18 protein-coding genes are annotated in these 20,529 nt (G+C 41.3%); 2 read left to right on the top strand and 16 right to left on the bottom strand.

What is annotated here, in order from left to right; translation table 11 throughout:
• Position 1: 1 nt before the first annotated feature.
• Entirely contained in the window at positions 2-2,497 is a 2,496-nt protein-coding gene (locus J8L98_RS15805; RefSeq protein ID WP_210997226.1) for a PilZ domain-containing protein, read from the bottom strand.
• A 209-nt stretch (positions 2,498-2,706) separates the two neighbouring features.
• Here J8L98_RS15805 and radA point away from each other — a divergent pair, with 209 nt between their 5' ends.
• Positions 2,707-4,077: a DNA repair protein RadA gene (gene radA / locus J8L98_RS15800; protein ID WP_192508614.1), complete on the top strand. Its 1,371-nt coding sequence runs from the start codon at positions 2,707-2,709 to the stop codon at positions 4,075-4,077.
• Positions 4,078-4,090: 13 nt separating this feature from the next.
• Positions 4,091-5,011: a hypothetical protein gene (locus J8L98_RS15795; protein WP_210997225.1), complete on the top strand. Its 921-nt coding sequence runs from the start codon at positions 4,091-4,093 to the stop codon at positions 5,009-5,011.
• Positions 5,012-5,090: 79 nt separating this feature from the next.
• Here J8L98_RS15795 and serA read toward each other — a convergent pair whose 3' ends face one another.
• The 15 genes from serA to rsmD all read right to left on the bottom strand — a co-directional run bounded on the left by serA (position 5,091) and on the right by rsmD (position 20,122).
• Positions 5,091-6,320, bottom strand: coding sequence for a phosphoglycerate dehydrogenase (serA, locus tag J8L98_RS15790; RefSeq protein ID WP_192508612.1), 1,230 nt, complete (start codon positions 6,318-6,320; stop codon positions 5,091-5,093).
• A 12-nt stretch (positions 6,321-6,332) separates the two neighbouring features.
• Positions 6,333-6,986, bottom strand: coding sequence for a ribose-5-phosphate isomerase RpiA (rpiA, locus tag J8L98_RS15785; RefSeq protein WP_210997276.1), 654 nt, complete (start codon positions 6,984-6,986; stop codon positions 6,333-6,335).
• A 74-nt stretch (positions 6,987-7,060) separates the two neighbouring features.
• On the bottom strand, positions 7,061-7,681 hold the full coding sequence (locus tag J8L98_RS15780) for a 5-formyltetrahydrofolate cyclo-ligase (protein ID WP_210997224.1): 621 nt from the start codon (positions 7,679-7,681) through the stop codon (positions 7,061-7,063).
• 2 nt (positions 7,682-7,683) lie between these two features.
• Positions 7,684-8,223 carry a hypothetical protein gene (locus tag J8L98_RS15775; RefSeq protein WP_192508610.1) on the bottom strand — a complete coding sequence of 180 codons (540 nt, stop codon included), beginning with the start codon at positions 8,221-8,223 and terminating at the stop codon, positions 7,684-7,686.
• A gap of 122 nt (positions 8,224-8,345) precedes the next feature.
• On the bottom strand, positions 8,346-9,629 hold the full coding sequence (gene purD / locus J8L98_RS15770) for a phosphoribosylamine--glycine ligase (RefSeq protein WP_210997223.1): 1,284 nt from the start codon (positions 9,627-9,629) through the stop codon (positions 8,346-8,348).
• 15 nt (positions 9,630-9,644) lie between these two features.
• Complete coding sequence (locus tag J8L98_RS15765) at positions 9,645-10,478, bottom strand: class I SAM-dependent methyltransferase (RefSeq protein WP_210997222.1); 834 nt, start codon at positions 10,476-10,478, stop codon at positions 9,645-9,647.
• Between the two features lie 97 nt (positions 10,479-10,575).
• Entirely contained in the window at positions 10,576-12,162 is a 1,587-nt protein-coding gene (gene purH / locus J8L98_RS15760) for a bifunctional phosphoribosylaminoimidazolecarboxamide formyltransferase/IMP cyclohydrolase (protein ID WP_210997221.1), read from the bottom strand.
• A 248-nt stretch (positions 12,163-12,410) separates the two neighbouring features.
• Positions 12,411-12,701 carry a DNA-binding transcriptional regulator Fis gene (gene fis / locus J8L98_RS15755; RefSeq protein WP_005491017.1) on the bottom strand — a complete coding sequence of 97 codons (291 nt, stop codon included), beginning with the start codon at positions 12,699-12,701 and terminating at the stop codon, positions 12,411-12,413.
• A gap of 18 nt (positions 12,702-12,719) precedes the next feature.
• A complete protein-coding gene (gene dusB, locus J8L98_RS15750) occupies positions 12,720-13,691 on the bottom strand; it encodes a tRNA dihydrouridine synthase DusB (RefSeq protein WP_192508606.1) in 972 nt (323 codons plus the stop codon).
• 252 nt (positions 13,692-13,943) lie between these two features.
• Positions 13,944-14,828 carry a 50S ribosomal protein L11 methyltransferase gene (prmA, locus tag J8L98_RS15745; RefSeq protein WP_210997220.1) on the bottom strand — a complete coding sequence of 295 codons (885 nt, stop codon included), beginning with the start codon at positions 14,826-14,828 and terminating at the stop codon, positions 13,944-13,946.
• Between the two features lie 78 nt (positions 14,829-14,906).
• On the bottom strand, positions 14,907-16,745 hold the full coding sequence (gene rpoD, locus J8L98_RS15740) for an RNA polymerase sigma factor RpoD (protein ID WP_192508604.1): 1,839 nt from the start codon (positions 16,743-16,745) through the stop codon (positions 14,907-14,909).
• Between the two features lie 104 nt (positions 16,746-16,849).
• Positions 16,850-18,607 (bottom strand): DNA primase, encoded by a 1,758-nt coding sequence (gene dnaG / locus J8L98_RS15735; protein WP_210997219.1) that lies wholly within the window; start codon positions 18,605-18,607, stop codon positions 16,850-16,852.
• Positions 18,608-18,711: 104 nt separating this feature from the next.
• Positions 18,712-19,158 carry a GatB/YqeY domain-containing protein gene (locus tag J8L98_RS15730; protein ID WP_210997218.1) on the bottom strand — a complete coding sequence of 149 codons (447 nt, stop codon included), beginning with the start codon at positions 19,156-19,158 and terminating at the stop codon, positions 18,712-18,714.
• A 20-nt stretch (positions 19,159-19,178) separates the two neighbouring features.
• Complete coding sequence (gene rpsU / locus J8L98_RS15725; protein WP_010362466.1) at positions 19,179-19,394, bottom strand: 30S ribosomal protein S21; 216 nt, start codon at positions 19,392-19,394, stop codon at positions 19,179-19,181.
• A 125-nt stretch (positions 19,395-19,519) separates the two neighbouring features.
• Positions 19,520-20,122, bottom strand: coding sequence for a 16S rRNA (guanine(966)-N(2))-methyltransferase RsmD (gene rsmD / locus J8L98_RS15720; protein WP_210997275.1), 603 nt, complete (start codon positions 20,120-20,122; stop codon positions 19,520-19,522).
• Positions 20,123-20,529: the final 407 nt, after the last annotated feature.

Raw genomic sequence — 20,529 nt, 5'->3', positions numbered from 1 at the left:
ATTAATGCAGAAGCCCGTCTGACCACTGTTTTTTGCGTTCTAGCATGGCTTTGATAAGCCGCGGCTCAACATCAAGTTGACGTATTGCTTCATCACTAATATCGATTAAGTCACACACACCGGTTACAGACCACAGTGCCTCTTCTAGATCCTTAGCTTTGTGTAATGCGTAGTGACTGACGTATCGTAATTCATTTGCCAAATAATCGGTATCAGGACGCCCGGTTTTGGAAATATGCAAATGGAATACAAATAGTATGTCTTTCTTAATCGCTTTTTTCAAAAACAAGTAAAGCGGCTCTATCGGTTCATCAAAAGCAATACATTGACTTTTTATCGCATCGGATAGGTGTTCTTTGGTACTGTCAAAACGAACAAATACAGTATATTTTAAAGGCTTATCTTGGCGACTAATATGACGGAATGCCTCGTTTAAATGCTCTTCAATGAAGTTCTCAGGGAACAGGTTGGTAGCATCTAAGTGCTCAACGCCCCCTGTATGATAGGACATTAATAATTTATGCAGATTTGTTGGGTATAGGCCAAGGCCGATAGCACCAATATTAAATAGTGCCGATTCTTTATGAATATATAGTGGAAATTGGCATACACTTTTTGTGACCATGTTTCTGAGTGCAGTAGATAGCCCCGGGATTTTTGGTGTTTCTTCACATGCGTGTAGTTTGCTTTTATTCATGTCAATAAGCTGTTTAAAAAACTCCATTCCGACATGAGGTAAATCTGTTAACCTGCTGACCTTGAGATTTATAATGGTTTTAGATTTACTGACAGCCATAACTTCATATCTAAGGTTATTCAGTTGATGTTGTTTAGTTATTTTTTGCAAGTCGGGCAGTTCTAAATGAACAATGTCACCTTTTTTAACGGTCGAAGGTGATGGTGTCTCGAGTTGTAACCCCATCACTGAAAAGTCTCGGGTATTACCAGAGTCAGCGTGTTCAGAATCAACGTGCATGGTGACGGCTGTTTTGTATAAATAGCGCTTATGAGAGCGTAAGTTTACGTATTCTAACGCAACAACTTCGAGTGATGGCGGGTTTGTGGCTTTACCATGGCCGAATGCTTTTAGCTTATTTACTGAGTTACTATCAAATTGATGGGCTTGATAAGCATTTAATTGCTGTTTACTTGAAATATCAGTTAGTAGCATCAAGAATTTTACGTCTTGGATAATACCTTGCACTCGAGGCGTCGGTCTTTTGTTGAGCTTTTCCACATTCTTTCCTGCGCTAAGAGGTAAAGATAGAGGAATAAAGGCATCTTCGTGATGGCTAGGCATGAGCTGAACTTTATAGGTACGCCAGCTCTCTTTTTGGCTACCAAAGCCAAGAAACAAGGCTTTGAGTTCTGGATGTTCGTCAAGTTCATATCCAAAGGCTGAATAGTAGTATATTTTGCCACCATTGGAGTGTGTGAAAGTATACACAGTCGCTTCTTTGACGGCGTTTGGAAATGCAAGTATTCGCGCTAACCTACTTTGACTAAAAATACTATATAAGCATGAAATTTTACGTTCGTCTTCAAAGTAGTAGTTTATGTATGCGTTATTTTCATTCGTTAGCGCAATGGTCGGAAGTAAGTGTTTGCCTTTCTTTGCGAAGTATATGAATAATGAGCTCACTCTAGGTAAATAAAATTGTTCATATCCTTTGCATACAACCGCGTCCATTGTGTTATCGAGGTTTATTTTATAGCGGCGCTTATTTCCATGTATAAAGCTCTGTAAAAATTCATCAAATCCAGAGTTATTTTCAATAAAAGTCCGTTTTAGACGTATGTGTTGGTAGTCCCTCGAAACAGGCTCAACAGCAACAACTTCATATTGAACCCCTCCTTTTAATCCCAACTCAAAGTCTTGTTCTAAGCCAACCAATCTAATACCAATGAGTTGCTCTGGTACAAGAGAGTAATTTGGAGAAAGCTTTATCTTTGCACCACTGAGGGAAATGTCAGATGTAGTGGCCGATACAGTGCCTTCTTTACCTAAGTCAACGGTAATTTTAATCGAGTAATTCATTCGCTCTTCACAGCGACTTTCATAGGAAGCAAAGCGTATAAGCTTTGTTCCATTGGCTAGCTGCTTTTCAGATTGTGAAGATGCCCCTTGCTCATCTAGGTTTTTTTGCATCACCTTGTAATTATTTTCAGTGTGCATTACTGCTTCGTATACAGCTAAAGTATATTTTCCATGTCTTGCTAATTCTTCCTCAAATACATCAATAGCAACATTGTCCATAAAGTGCTGCTTACCATCATGTTCGTAAGGTTTAACTTCACCAGCGACTTGGCCTCGTAAGTCAATAAATCGGGCTACTGGCTGAGAGAGTCGAGACATCTCCATTTTTAATAAGAATTGATCTGGTTTTGACAGCGAAGAAGTCGTTTGTGCAAAAATTTGGTCAAAATTAGGATCGCCTAATTGCAACTTTAAATCGTCGATGAGGGGTTGATATTTTTGCAGCTTATCTTCAGCCATAAATGAACCGTATTCTTACCTGTATTCTTGCCCTGAGGCTATATCGTTATAATTTTCTAAATACTTAGCCAATACTATGACAATATTAGGTCATAGTTAACATTATTCGTAAACAATTACAGAAACTCAGCTTGTTAGTGCCAGTATTTCGTATATATTGCCGGATAAGTTAGATTAAAAATTAATTAAGCAATAAGTGTGCCTTTATTATGGTGAAAAAGAAAACTGCGTTTGTGTGTAATGATTGCGGTGCGGAATTTGCGCGTTGGCAAGGGCAATGCTCAGAATGTCGCGCTTGGAATACGGTGACAGAGTTTAGAGTACCGTCGGTGAAAGCACCACCAAAAGGTTCAGCAATGTCTGGGTATGCAGGTATGGTTGAAGCAACAGTACAAACTCTGGATGAAGTGAATTTAGAAAGTCTACCGCGTTTTTCAACAGGTTTTAAAGAGTTCGATCGAGTGCTTGGGGGCGGGGTTGTACCTGGAAGTGCAATTTTGATAGGGGGATCTCCCGGTGCCGGTAAAAGTACAGTGTTGTTGCAAACGATGTGTTTACTTGCTGAATCAATGAACACGCTCTATGTGACAGGTGAAGAGTCTCTGCAGCAAGTCGCTATGCGAGCCCATAGGTTAGGTTTACCGACCAACAAATTAAGGACATTAGCTGAAACCAATGTAGAAACGATTTGTCAGTTAGCGTTGAAAGAAAAGCCAAGCATTATGGTTATTGATTCAATTCAAGTCATGCATATGAGTGATGTTCAATCAGCCCCTGGAAGTGTATCTCAAGTGCGAGAAAGTGCGGCGTATTTAACGCGTTTTGCGAAGCAAAATCAGGTTGCTATTTTTATGGTTGGTCATGTCACAAAAGATGGCTCTCTTGCGGGCCCTAAAGTATTGGAGCACTGTATAGATTGTTCTATCTTACTTGAAGGGAGTAGCGACAGTCGATTTCGAACCTTACGAGGTAACAAAAACCGTTTTGGAGCCGTCAATGAGTTGGGGGTTTTTGCGATGACAGGGCAAGGGCTTAAAGAGGTCAGTAACCCATCGGCTATTTTCCTTAATCGAGGAGAGGAGCAAACACCAGGATCTTTGGTGATGGTTATTTGGGAAGGAACGCGTCCATTGCTTGTTGAAGTACAGGCGCTGGTGGATTATTCACAGCTCGCAAACCCTAGAAGGGTAACGGTTGGCTTGGAACAAAATCGACTCGCTATGTTACTCGCTGTCTTGCACCGCCATGGAGGTTTGCAAGTTGCTGACCAAGATGTGTTCGTCAATGTTGTGGGCGGCGTTAAAGTGTCGGAAACAAGTGCTGATTTAGCACTTATTACCGCACTGGTGTCGAGTTTTAAGAATTATGCATTAGACCGTGAGTTAGTGGTATTTGGTGAAGTCGGGCTTGGCGGTGAAATTAGGCCTGTACCCAGTGGCCAGGAAAGGTTAAAAGAGGCTGCTAAGCATGGCTTTAAACGTGCTATTGTACCAAGCGCAAATAAACCAAAGGAAATCATCGAGGGTATGGAAGTCATCGCTGTTAACTGTTTAAGTGATGCCCTTGAAGCTTTATTTTAAAATGGAAAAATAGATGAAAAAATCAGTCATTATGTTGTTAGTCACAGGCGCACTTGCAGCAGGGTATGTGGCATTGCAATCACATATGAATCAAGTTGTTGATGAGAAATTACAAACCCAACTAGCTATTGCTGTTGGGGATTCAGGTATGCAGTTTGACTATGCCGATGCCTCAGTGAATATGTTTAATGGTAATATTGTTGTCAATGGTCTGATGGTTTCGGACCCACAAGGTGTATCGGCTTTTGGAATTGATGAAATTGTTCTTATTGGTTATGAAGAAGAAAGCATTAGTGAGTTTACGCAAGTAAACATCCATGGTTTTTCGCTCTTTGAAGCGATTAAAAGCAACAGTCTTGATACGCCCAAGCCTTTATTGGATGCGAAGTATGATTTTAGTACGTCATTGGCCTTTGATGCTGAAACAGGATATAGCCAATTAAAGTTGGCATTAGCAGCACATAATATTGCACAGTTTGACTTTGATATGGAGCTCAACAATAGCGGCCCTTTAATGGATGTATCTTTTGATATGCAAAAGCAGCAAAGTGTTGCCGCGTTAACTGTGGAAGAACAGCTACAGATACAAACTAGACTTATGGGCGCAATGCAGCAACTAGCTCCAAAATCTTTACAGCTTCAGATCGAAAATAAAGGCCAATTGGCACAACTATTGAGTGATCAAGTAGCGATGGCTGGACTAGATCAAGTGAGCTTTGAAAATATGCTACAAATGCAACTGACACAAGCGCCGCTTCCACAGATTGCAAAGGACGCAATTGTTGCATTTGCACAAGGAAAAGAATCACTGCGTGTTTCAGTATCTCTACCGGGTGATAGTGATATTCAAACAGTATCACAACATGTAATGTCTCTTGCAGGACAGCCTGAAGAATTAGCTAAATTAATGAACTTGGAAGTTCACGGAAAATAGCTTAATAACAGACTTTTATCCGATGATCAGGTGTATTTAGCCATGTTAAGCACTATTTACACCTATCTGTGAGTTACTATTAATGTAAGATACGGGCTCTTATAGTCCCTTCCACCGCGCTGAGCTCTTTTAATGCGACTTCTGAATGATCGCTATCTACGTCAATCACGACATAACCAATGGAGTCGTCAGTTTGTAGATATTGCGCAGCAATATTGATACCGTGTTGCGCAAAAGCTTGGTTTATTTGCGTTAATACTCCGGGGCGGTTTTGGTGTACATGGAGTAAACGGCTGCGATTGGCAAGCTCAGGTAAAGAAACCTCAGGAAAGTTAACTGCACTTAAAGTTGAGCCATTATCAGAGTATTTAGCAATTTTTCCAGCGACTTCAATACCAATATTCTCTTGTGCTTCTTGTGTAGAACCGCCAACGTGTGGAGTTAAAATCACATTATCAAATTCTCGTAATGGGGAAATAAACTCTTCATCGTTAGATTTAGGTTCTGTAGGGAATACATCAATCGCAGCTCCAGCTAATTTTTGGTCACGTAAAGATTCAGCTAATGCGTCAATATCGACAACAGTACCTCGAGATGCGTTGATTAAAATAGCGCCGCGTTTCATAACCTCTAGCTCAGCTAAGCCAATGAGGTTTTTAGTTGATGGTGTTTCAGGAACGTGGAGACTAATAACATCAGCTCGTTGTAATAAATGAGTTAAGTTCTGTACTTGTTGTGCATTGCCTAAAGTGAGCTTATCTTCAATATCGTAAAACTCTACTCGCATTCCGATATTTTCAGCCATGATCCCAAGTTGAGTGCCAATATGTCCATAACCAATGATCCCGAGAGTTTTACCCCTAGCTTCATACGAGCCGATTGCTGATTTTAGCCATTCTCCACGATGTGCCATCGCATTTCTTTGTGGGATCCCTCTAAGCAGTAATAAGATCTCACCTAATACCAGCTCTGCAACAGAACGGGTATTCGAAAAAGGGGCATTAAATACAGCGATACCACGCTCTCTTGCAGCGTTGAGTGCAACTTGGTTAGTCCCAATGCAGAAACATCCCACTGCGACTAACTTTTCTGCTGCGTTAAGCACTGACTGAGATAAATGTGTACGAGAGCGGATCCCAACGAAGTGGACATCTTTGATCCGCTCAATCAATTCACTTTCAGGTAGCGACGTTTTGACATAATCAATATTACTATAACCATTACGTTTAAGTGTTTCTACAGCACTTTGGTGAATACCTTCTAGGAGTAGTATTTTGATTTTCTCTTTAGCTAACGATACCGTACTCATGTCTCATTCCTGTTAATTTATATTGGGACCCTCAGGGGTGCCGGTTATAACAATATCAGCGCCGCGTTGTGCAAATAAGCCATTTGTCACTACGCCCACGATTTGATTTATTTTCTCTTCAAGTTGCTTTGGCTCTAAGATACTTAAGCCATGAACGTCTAAGATAACATTGCCATTATCCGTTGTTACGCCATGTCTATATACCGGATCGCCACCTAGCTTTAACAATTCTCGTGCGACATAGCTTCTCGCCATTGGAATAACTTCAACGGGCAATGCAAAAGCACCAAGTGTTTCGACATGCTTGGTATTGTCAACGATGCAGATAAATTTATTTGCTACTGCAGCAACTATTTTTTCTCGAGTTAAAGCAGCACCACCGCCTTTGATCATGTCATTACTATGATTTATCTCATCAGCGCCATCTATGTAAACGTCGAGCTGAGCCACATCATTGAGTTCAAATACTTCAATACCGAGTGCTTTAAGCTTCTCTGTAGATGCCTCAGAACTAGAAACCGCGCCTTTAATGGTGTCTTTAATTGAGCCAAGTGCATCTATAAAATGGTTAACAGTAGACCCAGTGCCTACGCCAACGATGGTATTTTCTTGTATGTAATCCAGTGCAGCCCATGCAGCCGCTTTTTTCATTTCATCTTGGGTCATCACGCAATTCACTTTGTTATCAAAATTTATCGCAGTATACCTCAAAATATCTGATTAAATACCTGAGATATAATTTACCAAGTATAAAATTTAGAGGGCGTTAATATATGTTGCAGTGGCACGTCCCAAGCCGCTATTGGTAACTTTTCAACTTTTTGACAGTCATGAGCTAAACCTAAGACAATGGGCTTTGCGATGTTGTTACGATAATAATTGGCCAACGTTTTATCGTAATAGCCCCCCCCCATACCAAGTCTGTTCCCAAACTCATCAAAGGCAACCAGTGGTGTAAATAAGTAATCTAGAGAGTACAAAGGGCATATATGACTGCAATTCAACTCAGGTTCCAAGATAGCATAGCGGTTATGCACCATGGGTGAATTTTCTTCATACTTTTGAAATAGTAATGTAGTGCCGTTAAAAGGGTGGATTACAGGCAGGTATACAGTGTGATTTTCTTTTATAAGATACTGAATTAATTTGTTTGTTTTGAGTTCTCCATCATTACTTAAATACAGGGCGATTTTGGCGTTTTTAGGTGGTTTTACATGTTGAGAAAAATTAATACAAAGGGCTGTTTCGGCTGTTTTTTGCTCTTCATACGTCAGAGATTTACGTGCATTTCTAACTGACTGGCGAATTATTGCGCGATCTTGCCTGTGTTTATCGCAAGCATATTGAAATGTGTTACTCATAGTTACATTGCTACGAGGTTAGGAAAAGCAATCGCAAGTGCCAATATGATTAATAATATGATGAGTATCGCACCCAAGCCATATTGAACTGTTTTGCTGCGCTTCGGGGGAGGGGAGTCTAATTCAAGCTCTTCGAAGAGTTCATCATCTTCCCATTGTTCTGAGGCTTTTTCATTACTTTCAGGGAGTTGTTCAGGAAGGCGCTGCTCTAATTCTTCCAAACGTTCTTCAATTCGAATTAAACTACTTGTAATATAGTCTAAGGCACCAAACAATCTCTCATCACGTTGGCTTTGAGCGAGCTGTGAGGTAGAGGGAGAACTAGCTGGTTGAAGTTTTGCTTGTATGCCCAATGAAGCAAGCAGTTTAAGCTGCTTAGTACTTTTTTCTTTATCTGCGATGGAGAATAGGGGTTTGCCTGCAAAGAACGCTTGTACTTTTGACTCTGGAATTTTCAGCTTTTGGCTTAACTTTGTGGTCGCTTCTGCGGCTGAGATACCTTCATTTAAGCTCGTAAATACAACGCGATATTTGTCCGTCATGAGCGCAATCCTAATAATTAGACTATTGGATTGAGTATACCCAATTTTTCATGTGATGCGAATCACACAGATAGTGTGGTAATAAAAGAAAGGCCAGCGAGCGCTGGCCTTATTAGAGATAATTATAGTTCTCTAGCGATGGCACGATAGGCTATGTCAGTACGATATTCGACACCATCCCATTTTATATCTGCAGCCAAAGCATATGCACGCTTTTGTGCTTCAGTCACGGTATGCCCTAGTGCGGTTGCACACAACACTCTCCCACCGGCTGTAACAACATGCTCACCGTCTTGCTTGGTACCAGCATGAAATACCTTTTCGCCTTCAGCATAGCTCACCTGCAATCCAGAGATAACATCGCCTTTAGGATAACTTGCAGGGTAGCCTTTCGCTGCTAAAACCACACCAACAGCTGCACGTGGGTCAAATTTAATTGGGGTGCTATCAAGCTCTTGTCGGTTAGCGGCTTCAATCAATTCAACAAGATCTGATTGCAAACGAAGCATAATTGGTTGCGTTTCAGGGTCACCAAAACGACAGTTATATTCAATCACTTTAGGTGTACCATCAGCAGCAATCATCAGACCTGCGTATAAAAAGCCTGTATATGGGTTACCTTCATTTGCCATACCATTGACGGTTGGAAAAATAACTTCATCCATGATCCGTTGATGAATGTCAGCTGTGACAACGGGTGCTGGGGAGTATGCCCCCATACCACCAGTGTTTGGACCTAAATCGCCATTAAATGCACGTTTATGATCTTGACTGGTGGCGAACGGTAACACGTTTTTGCCATCAACCATTACGATAAATGAAGCTTCTTCACCTTCAAGAAACTCTTCAATTACGACACGGCTACCAGCTTCACCAAATGCATTACCAGCGAGCATGTCGCGAATGGCCTCTTCAGCTTCAGCTTCTGTCATGGCGACAATAACACCTTTACCTGCCGCTAAGCCGTCTGCTTTGATCACAATCGGAGCACCTTTTTCTTGCAAGTACGCAAGCGCAGGCTCGATCTGTTCAAAAGTTTGGTAGTCAGCAGTAGGAATGTTATGTCGCGCTAAAAAGTCTTTGGTGAACGACTTTGATCCTTCAAGTTGTGCGGCTGCAGCAGTAGGACCAAAAATCGCAAGGTCTTCTTCACGGAAGCGGTCAACAACACCTAGCACCAAGGGTACTTCTGGGCCTACAATGGTAAGTTCAACATTGTTTTCTTTTGAAAAAGATACCAGTGAATCTAGATCTTCCACCTTGATATCAATATTTTCTAATTTAGGCTCAAGCGCCGTACCTGCATTACCAGGTGCGACAAAAACAGTTTTTACTGAAGGGTTTTGAGCGGCTTTGAACGCAAGAGCGTGTTCACGACCGCCACTGCCAATGACCAGTACATTCATGGCTTAATTTTCCTATTAAAGCTTTTTAAATTTGAGCGTCATGCGGTCACTTTCCCCAATCGCTTTATATTGATCTGCATTTTTATCACCCAATGCTAAGCGTGGTGGCAATGTCCAAACACCTTTTGGGTGATTAGCACTGTCTAAGGGGTTAGCGTTCACATCACTTTCAGCCACTAATTCGAATCCTGCTTTTTTCGCTATATCAACGACATAACTTTGTTTCATATAGCCAGATCGTTTTTGATCTGCATCATCACGATGTTCAGGCAAACGGTGTTCAACTACACCGAGTACACCGCCTGGTTTGAGTGCTTTGTTAAATGCTTGAAATGCATTTAATACACCTTCATCACCTTGACGCATATACCAGTTATGGACATTTCTAAATGTAAGCACCATATCAGCAGAGCCTGTCGGCGCGATATCTGAATGTGTAAGCGGTGCAAATTCGGTTATTTTCACTTCGCTAAAACGGTTATCTTTTGTAACTTTATCTTTAAAGCCAGCTAAAGAGCGTTGATAGTACTTAACCTCTGAGTCTGCTGGGAAGTGCGCAGCATACAGAGTACCGTTGCCTTTAACAGCAGGTGCAAGTATCTCAGAATACCATCCTCCCCCAGGTGCAATTTCTACCACGGTCATATCAGCTTGTAGACCGAAGAAATCAAGTGTTTCAACAGGGTTTCGATACTGATCACGCGCACGATTTTTTTCCGTACGCTCAGCATTATTTGCAGCAGAAACGAGTTCAGAAGCGGCTTGAGAGCCTGAGTTTCCATTACTAGCACAGCCGGCAATAGCGGCTACGATACTTGCTGCAAGCAGTGTTTTTAATCCAAATTTCATTTTTCTGTCCTTCACTTTTGTGATTGTGTTTTAAGCAGAATACTTGAATTTAGGGCAAACAAAAAGCACGAAACGATAAACGTTTCGTGCGAGTAGATTAATGGCGGAAGTGACGCATGCCAGTTAATACCATTGCCATGCCAGCTTCATCAGCTGCGGCAATGACTTCTTCGTCACGCATTGAGCCGCCAGGCTGTATGACGGCAGTAATACCAGCAGCAGCTGCTGCATCAATACCATCGCGGAATGGGAAGAATGCATCAGATGCCATGACTGAACCTTTTACTTCTAAGTTCTCATCAGCGGCTTTTATACCAGCAATTTTAGCTGAATAAACGCGGCTCATTTGACCCGCACCAACACCAATCGTCATTCCGTCACGGGCATAGACAATCGCGTTTGACTTAACAAATTTAGCGACTTTCCAGCAAAATAGTAAATCTTTAAGCTCTTGCTCTGTTGGTTGACGTTTTGACACAACTGTTAAGTCATCAAGCGTAACCATACCTTGGTCGCGGTCTTGAACTAAAACACCACCATTTACACGCTTGATATCTGACTGAGTTGTTTTTACACCCCATTGTCCACACTCTAATAAACGGACGTTTTTCTTTGCGGCAACGATTTGAGCGGCCTCTTCACTGATGCTTGGAGCAATAATTACTTCTACAAACTGGCGTGCAACAATTGCTTCGGCTGTTGTTGCGTCTAGCTCACGGTTAAATGCAATGATACCGCCAAAGGCAGACGTTGGGTCTGTTTTGAACGCTCTGTCGTATGCAGCTAAAATGTTTTCGTCAACGGCCACTCCACATGGGTTGGCATGTTTCACAATCACACATGCAGGTGCGTCAAATTCTTTGACACATTCAAGGGCTGCATCGGTATCAGCAATATTGTTGAAAGAAAGCGCTTTACCTTGTAACTGTGTTGCGGTTGCAACAGATGCTTCTTGTAAATCATTCTCAACATAAAAAGCCGCATCTTGGTGAGAGTTTTCACCATAGCGCATGTCTTGCTTTTTAGTGAACTGCATATTGATAGTGCGTGGGAACTTAGTCTCAACGGCTGCTTCTTCAGTGTAATCAGGCACCATTTTACCAAAGTAATTGGCAATCATACCATCGTACTGCGCTGTGTGCTCATAAGCGGCAATAGCAAGATCAAAGCGTGTTTGGTAGGTTGTTGAACCATTGTTTTCGTTCAGTTCAGTAATAACGCGGGTGTAGTCTTGCGCATTAACAACAATAGTCACATCTTTGTGATTTTTTGCTGCTGCACGAACCATAGTTGGGCCGCCGATATCAATGTTTTCAATTGCGTCTTCAAGGCTGCAGTTAGCTTTTGCAACAGTTTGTGCAAAGGGGTATAAGTTAACCACAACCATGTCAATTGCAGAAATATCGTTTTCTGCCATAACGCCTTCATCTTGACCGCGACGGGCTAAGATGCCGCCATGCACTTTCGGGTGAAGTGTTTTAACGCGGCCATCCATGATTTCAGGGTGACCTGTATAGTCAGATACTTCCGTGGCAGCAATGCCGTTATCAGCTAATAATTTATATGTACCGCCAGTTGATAAAATTTCAACGCCTTGTGCACTCAGTGCTTGGGCTAATTCAACGATACCGGTTTTATCTGACACACTTAATAGTGCGCGACGAATTGGACGATGTATATCCATGATGGTTAGAGTTTCCTCAATGATAAGTTAAGGGCTAGCTTAGAAGGGCGCTATTTTAGCCTATCTAGGAGAAGAAAACGATGGAAAAGACAAAAGTGCGGTTGAGAAAATTACAATTTATTTGGTTAGCAAGGATTTAATGTAAAGATAAGGTGATAAGCAAGAACAAAGTCAGCGAGAAAAATGCGCTATAAAATACAAAAAGCACAATTAAGTGCTTTTTGTATTTAGTATGAATTAAGCAGTGCTTAGTTCATGCCATATTTTTTTAGCTTCTTACGAAGAGTACCACGATTGATACCTAATAAGATTGCTGCACGTGTTTGGTTACCACGTGTATACGTCATTACTTCTTCAAGTAATGGCGCTTCTAGCTCAGAAAGAACAAGGTCGTATACGTCTTGTACATCTTGACCATTAAGCTGCTTTAAATAGTGGTGAACAGCTTTTTTTACTGCATCACGTAAAGGTTGCGGTTTCTCTTGTGACTGAACATGAGCGTTAGTGATAAATGGAGAAGTCACATTTTGTTCGAACATCGTATGTCTCTTTCTTTCTTAGTTAGCTGCTAGTGTTTCAAAGTATTTTTCCAATGCCTCGATTTGCTCATTTGGCGCTTCGAGGGCATTGAATACTCGCCTAAACTGACCTGCTTGGTCATGGGTTTGCAAATACCAAGATACATGTTTACGTGCGATACGCGCTCCCATTGGCTCCCCGTAAAACTGATGAAGATTAATTAAATGCTCCATCAAAATACTACGTACTTCAGATATTTCTGGCGTAGGTAGGTGTTTTCCAGTTCGCAAAAAGTGGTCTATCTCCCTAAAAATCCAAGGGCGACCTTGGGCGGCTCGACCAATCATGATGGCATCTGCACCCGTATATTCCAGTACCTGCTTCGCTTTCTCTGGTGATGTGATATCACCATTGGCAACCACTGGTATTGATACCGAACGTTTTATATCCCTAATCGTGACATATTCAGCCTCACCTTTGTACATACACGCTTTTGTGCGGCCATGTACAGCAAGTGAAGCAATGCCATTACGTTCAGCAATTTTGGCAATCTCAACCCCGTTACGATTTTCCGTATTCCATCCTGTGCGGATTTTAAGTGTTACAGGTACTTCAACAGCATTTACTACCGCATCAACTATCTCTTCCACTAAATCTGGATATTGTAACAATGCTGAGCCTGCCAGCTTTTTATTCACTTTCTTTGCGGGGCAGCCCATATTGATATCTATGATCTGTGCCCCATTTGCAACATTGAACTGAGCTGCTTGCGCCATTAATTCCGGATCGGCACCAGCAATTTGTACTGAACGAACGCCTGACTCACCACTATGATCCATGCGGTTCATCGATTTGTCAGTTTTCCATACCTTTGGATTTGAAGACATCATTTCCGAAACAGCTAACCCAGCCCCTAATTGGCGGCAAAGTTGTCTAAACGGTCTATCTGTGATCCCTGCCATAGGGGCCACAATAATGTTGTTATCAAGTTGGTAAGGACCAATACGCACAGTAGTTCAATCTGCCTCTTTTCAAGGGGCGCTAAGTTTACGGCTTTTTTTGCAAAAATCAAAGGCTATAAATTGAACATTATTGCTTTTTTTTTAAACTTAGTGGGTTGACTTTTTATAACAGTTTGAGAGTTCGATTTATTTGACTGTTTTTTAATCTGAATTTTTCATGGTGATTGAAAAGTGTTCAGACTGTTTTATGAAAATAAATGGTAAAGCCTGTTAAAGCGAGGCTTTACCAGTTACAAACTACTAACTCTCACGGATATTTTTATGGCCACTTACACGTGTCCATTCACCCTCTTGTGCAATGTCATCAAGTTGAATAAATGGCGCGTAAACTGTTGCAACAGACTGAGCTTGCTCTTCTAAAATTCCTGACATGGCGATTTCACCACCTGGTTTTAGAAATGCTAAAATGATTTCGTGCAGCTCTCGCAGAGGTTGAGCGAGAATATTGGCAACCACAATATCAGCACTAAATTCAGGTTGGTTTTCCGGTAAATAGACTTCAAGCTGATCAGCAACACCATTGCGCCCTGCATTATCTTTACTTGCAGCGAGTGCCTGAGGGTCGATATCGATACCGATCACGCGCTCAGCGCCAAGCTTAATGGCTGCAATGCCTAGGATGCCTGAGCCACAGCCAAAATCAACGACGGTTTTACCGGATAAATCTTGGCGTTCAAGCCACTTTAAGCACAGTGATGTGGTAGCATGAGTCCCGGTTCCAAACGCAAGGCCTGGGTCGAGTAATACATTCACAGCGTCTGGTTCTGGAATATCTCTCCAGCTCGGACAGATCCAAAGGCGCTCGCCAAATTTAATCGGGTGGAAGTTATCCATCCACTCACGTTCCCAGTCTTTATCTTCAAGCTGCTCAATCTTATAGGTAAGCTCAGAGGTGCTATTGGTTTGCAGATAGGCAACGACTACATCCATATTATGTGCAGCATCAAATAAACCGATAACAAGTGTATCAGGCCATAAGATCACTTCGCCTGGTTTTGGTTCATACACTGGGTTGTTACTGGCGTCCATAAAGGTCACGGAAGGGCAGCCAACATCCAGTAATAAGTCACTAAGTTGGTCGGCAGAGTCTTTATTTGCGTGAATTCGGATTTGGATCCAAGCCATGATTATTCCTAATTAATGTGTCAACAAAAAGGCCGCTAAAGCGGCCTTTTTTATAAAAATCTTTTTGTAAAAAGCATATTAGCCTTTTACATCTAAGAAGCTTTTTAATAGATCTGAGCGAGACGGATGACGCAACTTGCGTAATGCCTTCGCTTCAATCTGACGAATACGCTCTCGGGTTACGTCAAACTGTTTACCAACTTCTTCAAGTGTATGGTCGGTATTCATATCAATACCAAAACGCATACGTAATACTTTCGCTTCTCTTGCTGTTAAGCCTGCCAGCACTTCATTGGTGGCACCACGAAGGCTTTCCATTGTTGCTGAATCAATTGGAGACTCAATCGTTGTGTCTTCGATGAAATCACCAAGATGTGAGTCTTCATCATCACCAATGGGCGTCTCCATTGAGATTGGCTCTTTGGCAATTTTCAGTACTTTACGAATTTTGTCTTCTGGCATCATCATGCGCTCAGCCAGCTCTTCAGGGCTAGGCTCACGACCCATTTCTTGCAGCATTTGACGTGAAATACGATTTAATTTGTTAATCGTTTCAATCATATGTACTGGAATACGAATAGTACGTGCTTGGTCGGCAATTGAACGAGTGATAGCCTGACGGATCCACCAAGTCGCATAAGTTGAGAACTTATAACCACGGCGGTATTCAAACTTATCTACCGCTTTCATCAAACCAATGTTACCTTCTTGGATCAGATCCAAGAATTGTAAGCCTCGGTTGGTGTATTTTTTCGCAATAGAGATTACAAGACGTAAGTTTGCTTCAACCATTTCTTTTTTCGCACGGCGGGCTTTTGCTTCACCAATACTCATTCGACGGTTGATGTCTTTTATACGCTCGATGCTCAGACCGGTACTTTCTTCAATTACACTCAGCTTATTGATGCAGCGTTCGATTTCAGGCTTTACTTCAGCTAGTTTAGCTGAATATTTTTCGCCAGCAGCGATTTCAGCATCAACCCATGCCATATCCGTTTCGTTGTTAGCGAAATGCTTAACAAATGTTTTCTTTGGAACTTTTGCTATTTGTACAGCTTGCTTCATAACAATACGTTCTTGAACCCGAACACGGTCCATCATTTCACGCATATTGTTAACCATACGGTCAAACTGTTTAGGTACAAGTTTGAAAGTACGGAATAAGTCACCAATTTCCTGAATTGCAACTTGCGCATCAGGGTGTGAACGGCCTTTAGATTCAAATACTTTACGAGCTGCTGTATATAACGAACGTAACTTTTCAAAGTGCTCGCGCGCTTCTTCAGGATCTGGCCCTGTGTCTACCTCATCTTCGTCATCGTCGTCGTCAGACTCATTGTCTTCATCGGCTAAATCTTTATCACTTAGCTCAGAACCAATGTGTGTTGCAGTAATTTGTGTCTCTTCAGCATCAGGATCAAAGAAACCAGAAACAATGTCACTAAGGCGCATTTCTTCTGCTTCAAATTTATCCCATTGTTCAAGTAAATAAGTAATTGCTTCAGGGTACTCTGCGACAGAGATTTGTACCTGATTGATACCTTCTTCAATTCGCTTAGCGATTTTTATTTCGCCTTCACGAGTTAATAGCTCAACAGTACCCATTTCACGCATGTACATACGCACAGGGTCAGTTGTACGACCAATTTCTTTTTCTACCGTTGCCAATGCAGCTGCAGCAGCTTCCGCTGCGTCTTCATCGGTTGTGGTTTCCTGCATCATCAATTCATCGGCATCAGGCGCATTTTCAGCAACCTTAATACCCATATCATTGATCATGCTTATAATATCTTCTACTTGATCTGAGTCTATTATGTCTTGTGGAAGGTGATCGTTAACTTCTGCAAACGTTAAGTAACCTTGCTCTTTACCTTTCTGAATCAGAAGTTTGAGTTGTGACTGAGGAGTTTGATCCATAGAGAATTATGCTTCCACTCTGATAAGTTGATACAACAGGCGCCAGTTACTACACCTGAATAATTTACGTGACGCACGTGAATAGAACATTATAACAGCAAAAATTAATTTTGACTAGTTCTTCTGCTAGTCAAAGCTTGAGTTAATAATGCACATTCTAGTCTTTCATCACTATTTAGGCCCTGAGTTTTGTCTTTTATTAATAATGTCTCTAACCGAAAATTTAAACACTGATCTTCAATAAATTTGAAAGTATGCTGAAATTCTTTTACTAGAGCTTGCTCATCGATGTCATGCCGCCACACTGCGAGTTTTCTCAAGGAGTCATATTCAGGCTGATCACGAAAAGACTCTAGGAGTTGAGCACTCGTGTATTGTGGATGCTGTAAACATACTGATTGAAGTCTTAATAGCAATTCAATACCGGGTATTTTCATTAATGCTAAGTCAGGTAAATACTCAATATTTGTTGCTAATTTAGGATATTGTACAAGTAAACCTATCGCTCTGCGCATCGGAGTCACTTTAAATTTGCGCTCAATGTTTTGCTGTTGCTTTGGTGTCGTGAGTTTTGTACTTAGCTGTTCACGTGTACGGCCTATTAATTTGGCAAGGGTATTAAGCAAACCTTCTTGGTAGTACTCGCTGGGTACTTTACTAATGAGTGGTAATGCATCACTCATTAACTTAGCTTTGCCAGCATCTGAAGTTAATTCACAGCTTTGCGCTAATTTATTAAAAAGTACTTTAGAGAAATCATCAGCTGAGTGGTAGCGGGCCTCAAATGCATCTTTACCTTCTTGCTGCACTAATGAGTCAGGATCTTCGCCATCAGGTAAAAATACAAATTGTAATGCTTTCCCGTCTTTTAAGTTTGGTAAAGCATGTTCAAGTGCGCGCCATGCAGCATCGCGCCCAGCTCTATCTCCATCGTAGCAACATATTACTTTGTCGGTTGTACGAAATAGAGTTTGCATATGTTCTGCGGTTGTCGCTGTGCCTAAAGCTGCTACTGAATAAGAAATTCCTTGCTCAGCAAGTGCTACTACATCCATATACCCTTCAACAATGAGGATTTGCTCAAGTTTATTGTTCGCTTGTTTAGCTTCGTATAAACCATACAGCTCAAACCCTTTGTGAAAAATACGGGTTTCTGGGGAGTTTAAGTATTTAGGTCCTTGATCTGCGCCCATTACACGCCCACCAAAGGCAATAACACGTCCTCGTTTATCTCTGATAGGGAACATTAAGCGGTCACGGAAAAAATCAAACTGTCGACCTGGTGTTTTTTCTGAGGCGAGCTTTAATTCAACGAGCTGCTGTTTATGTGCGTTTGTACGGCCGATTTGTTGACATAAGCTTTCCCATTCAGGAGGTGCATAGCCCATCATGTAACGTTGAACGGTTTCTCCTGAGAGCCCTCGACCTTTGACATACTCAATTACATTAGCTGCATTTTTATGATGTTTAAGTTGATGCTGATAAAACTGTGCGGTTTGTAACATCAAGTCATAATCTGAACGTTTTTGTTCAATACTGCGTTCTGGAGCTCCAGAGCCATGCTCTCGAGGTACTTCGAGGTTAAGTAAGTTTGCCAGCTCTTCAATCGCATCAACAAACTCGAGCTTGTCGTACTCCATAATAAATGAAATAGCATTACCATTCGCACCACAGCCAAAACAATGATAGAACTGTTTGTCTCTAGCGACGGTAAAAGAAGGGGATTTTTCGTTATGGAATGGACAGCAAGCTTGATAATCTTTACCTGCTTTTTTTAATCCGATACGCGCGTCTATAAGATCGACAATATCGGTTCTGGCAAGCAAGTCATCAATAAATTGTCTTGGGATTTTTCCAGCCATATGCTATGTCGCTATTGTAGCGTTCCTAACAAAAATTTAATGCTTATACGAAGAAACCGAGCGCAAGGCTCGGTTTACTTAATCATACTTTATGTATGTTGGGACTATGCGCTTAATCGTTGTTTAATTAAACCTGAGATTTTGCCCATATCGGCGCGACCTTCAGCTTTAGACTTGATTATACCCATAACTTTACCCATGTCTTGCATACCTGCAGCACCAGTATCGGTAACAGCAGAATCAATCAAAGCAATGATTTCTTCATCAGTCAAAGGCTGAGGCAAGAAAGTTTCAAGCACCTTGATTTCATTAGCTTCAATTTCAGCTAAATCTTCGCGACCAGCATCAGTAAACTGAGTATATGAGTCACGACGTTGCTTAACCAGTTTCACTAGTACAGAGGTAATACCTGCGTCATCTAGTGTTACACGGTTATCAATTTCACGCTGTTTAATTTCAGCAAGTACCATACGAATTGCACCAAGACGAATCTTGTCTTTTGCGCGCATGGCTTCTTTCTGTGCGTCTTTTAGCTTAATTAAAAGGCTCATTTATACAAGACCTAAACAAATTAGTATAATTTAACGCGACGTGCGTTTTCGCGAGAAAGCTTTTTCATATGACGCTTTACTGCAGCAGCTTTTTTACGCTTACGCTCTGCTGTTGGCTTTTCATAATGCTCGCGACGACGAACTTCTGAAAGGATACCTGCTTTTTCACATGAACGCTTGAAACGACGAAGTGCTACGTCAAATGGTTCGTTCTCTCTTACTTTAATTACTGGCATTAAAAATTCACCTACCTAATTAATGAGCTATGCTCACGCTGATCAAAGATTGATCAAGTGGTTCAAAAATGGTGCGGTATTGTAATCTGAAGCCTTACCATATGTAAAGCTTAAATTAGCGCAAATTAAATGCTTGCTAGCGCCGAACGTTGATATAGCTTACAAAGTACTTGTCCTGCTTGCTTTTCTTTTAATAACTGCCATTCTTTTGGGGCGCTAAAATCGAGCTCTTTTTCAATTTCAACGTAAATAATAGCGTCATTAGTAAGCCAATTATGGGTTTCTAAAGCATGACAGCAAAGATGCGCCAAGTCTTTTCTAAAAGGGGGATCTACAAATACTAAGCTATATGGTTTGCCTGTATTTCCTTTTTCTAAAAAAGTAATACTATTGTTATTAAATATCTGTGCATGGTTTAGTTCTAATGTATCGATATTTTTTTGTATTTGTGCCGCCGCATATTTGTCTAATTCGATAAAATCAGTATGCTCAGCAAAGCGTGATATTGCTTCAAAACCAAGGCCACCAGAACCCGCAAAGCAGTCTAATACTCTGGCGTCTCTGGTATCTTGCATTAACCAATTAAACACAGTTTCTTTCATTCTATCCGTTGTGGGCCTTAACCCCTCTACGTTTTTAACTGGCAGCTTTCTGCCTCGGAATTTTCCGCTAATAATTCGAATAAATCCATCGGCGTTTACTTTTTTAACAGGGGTTTTCTTTCTCATTGTATGCCAGTTCGCACTATCTGAATGTTTCATATGTTATAAATCACTTAGCGTGCATTTTTCATCCCTTAGGAACATGTTACACTGCGCAGCAATTTTTAATTTTAGGTCAGCTTTATCCCCTTACTTTTAATGCTAACTATTGGTAAGTAGGAAGATAAGGCTGATCATACACGTTGTTTTGGGCAGGCTCTGTCATCGGAGTCAACTCAAAACTGTAGTTTAGTTTATCAGATTTATTGACATGGTATTTAGCGAGTATGGGAAAAAAGAATAAATTTTTGTCTTGGTTAGGTTTTGGCAAGAAAGAAGCTGAACAGCAAGCACAACAAGAGTCACAAGAAGGGCAACTCGCTAAAGAGCAAGCAAAGCAACTTGAAGCCGAAAGAGTTGAAGCTGAAAGAGTT

The organism is Pseudoalteromonas sp. MMG013, assembly GCF_018100885.1.
Lineage (GTDB): Bacteria > Pseudomonadota > Gammaproteobacteria > Enterobacterales > Alteromonadaceae > Pseudoalteromonas > Pseudoalteromonas aurantia.
This window is presented reverse-complemented; position numbering and strand designations above follow the sequence as displayed.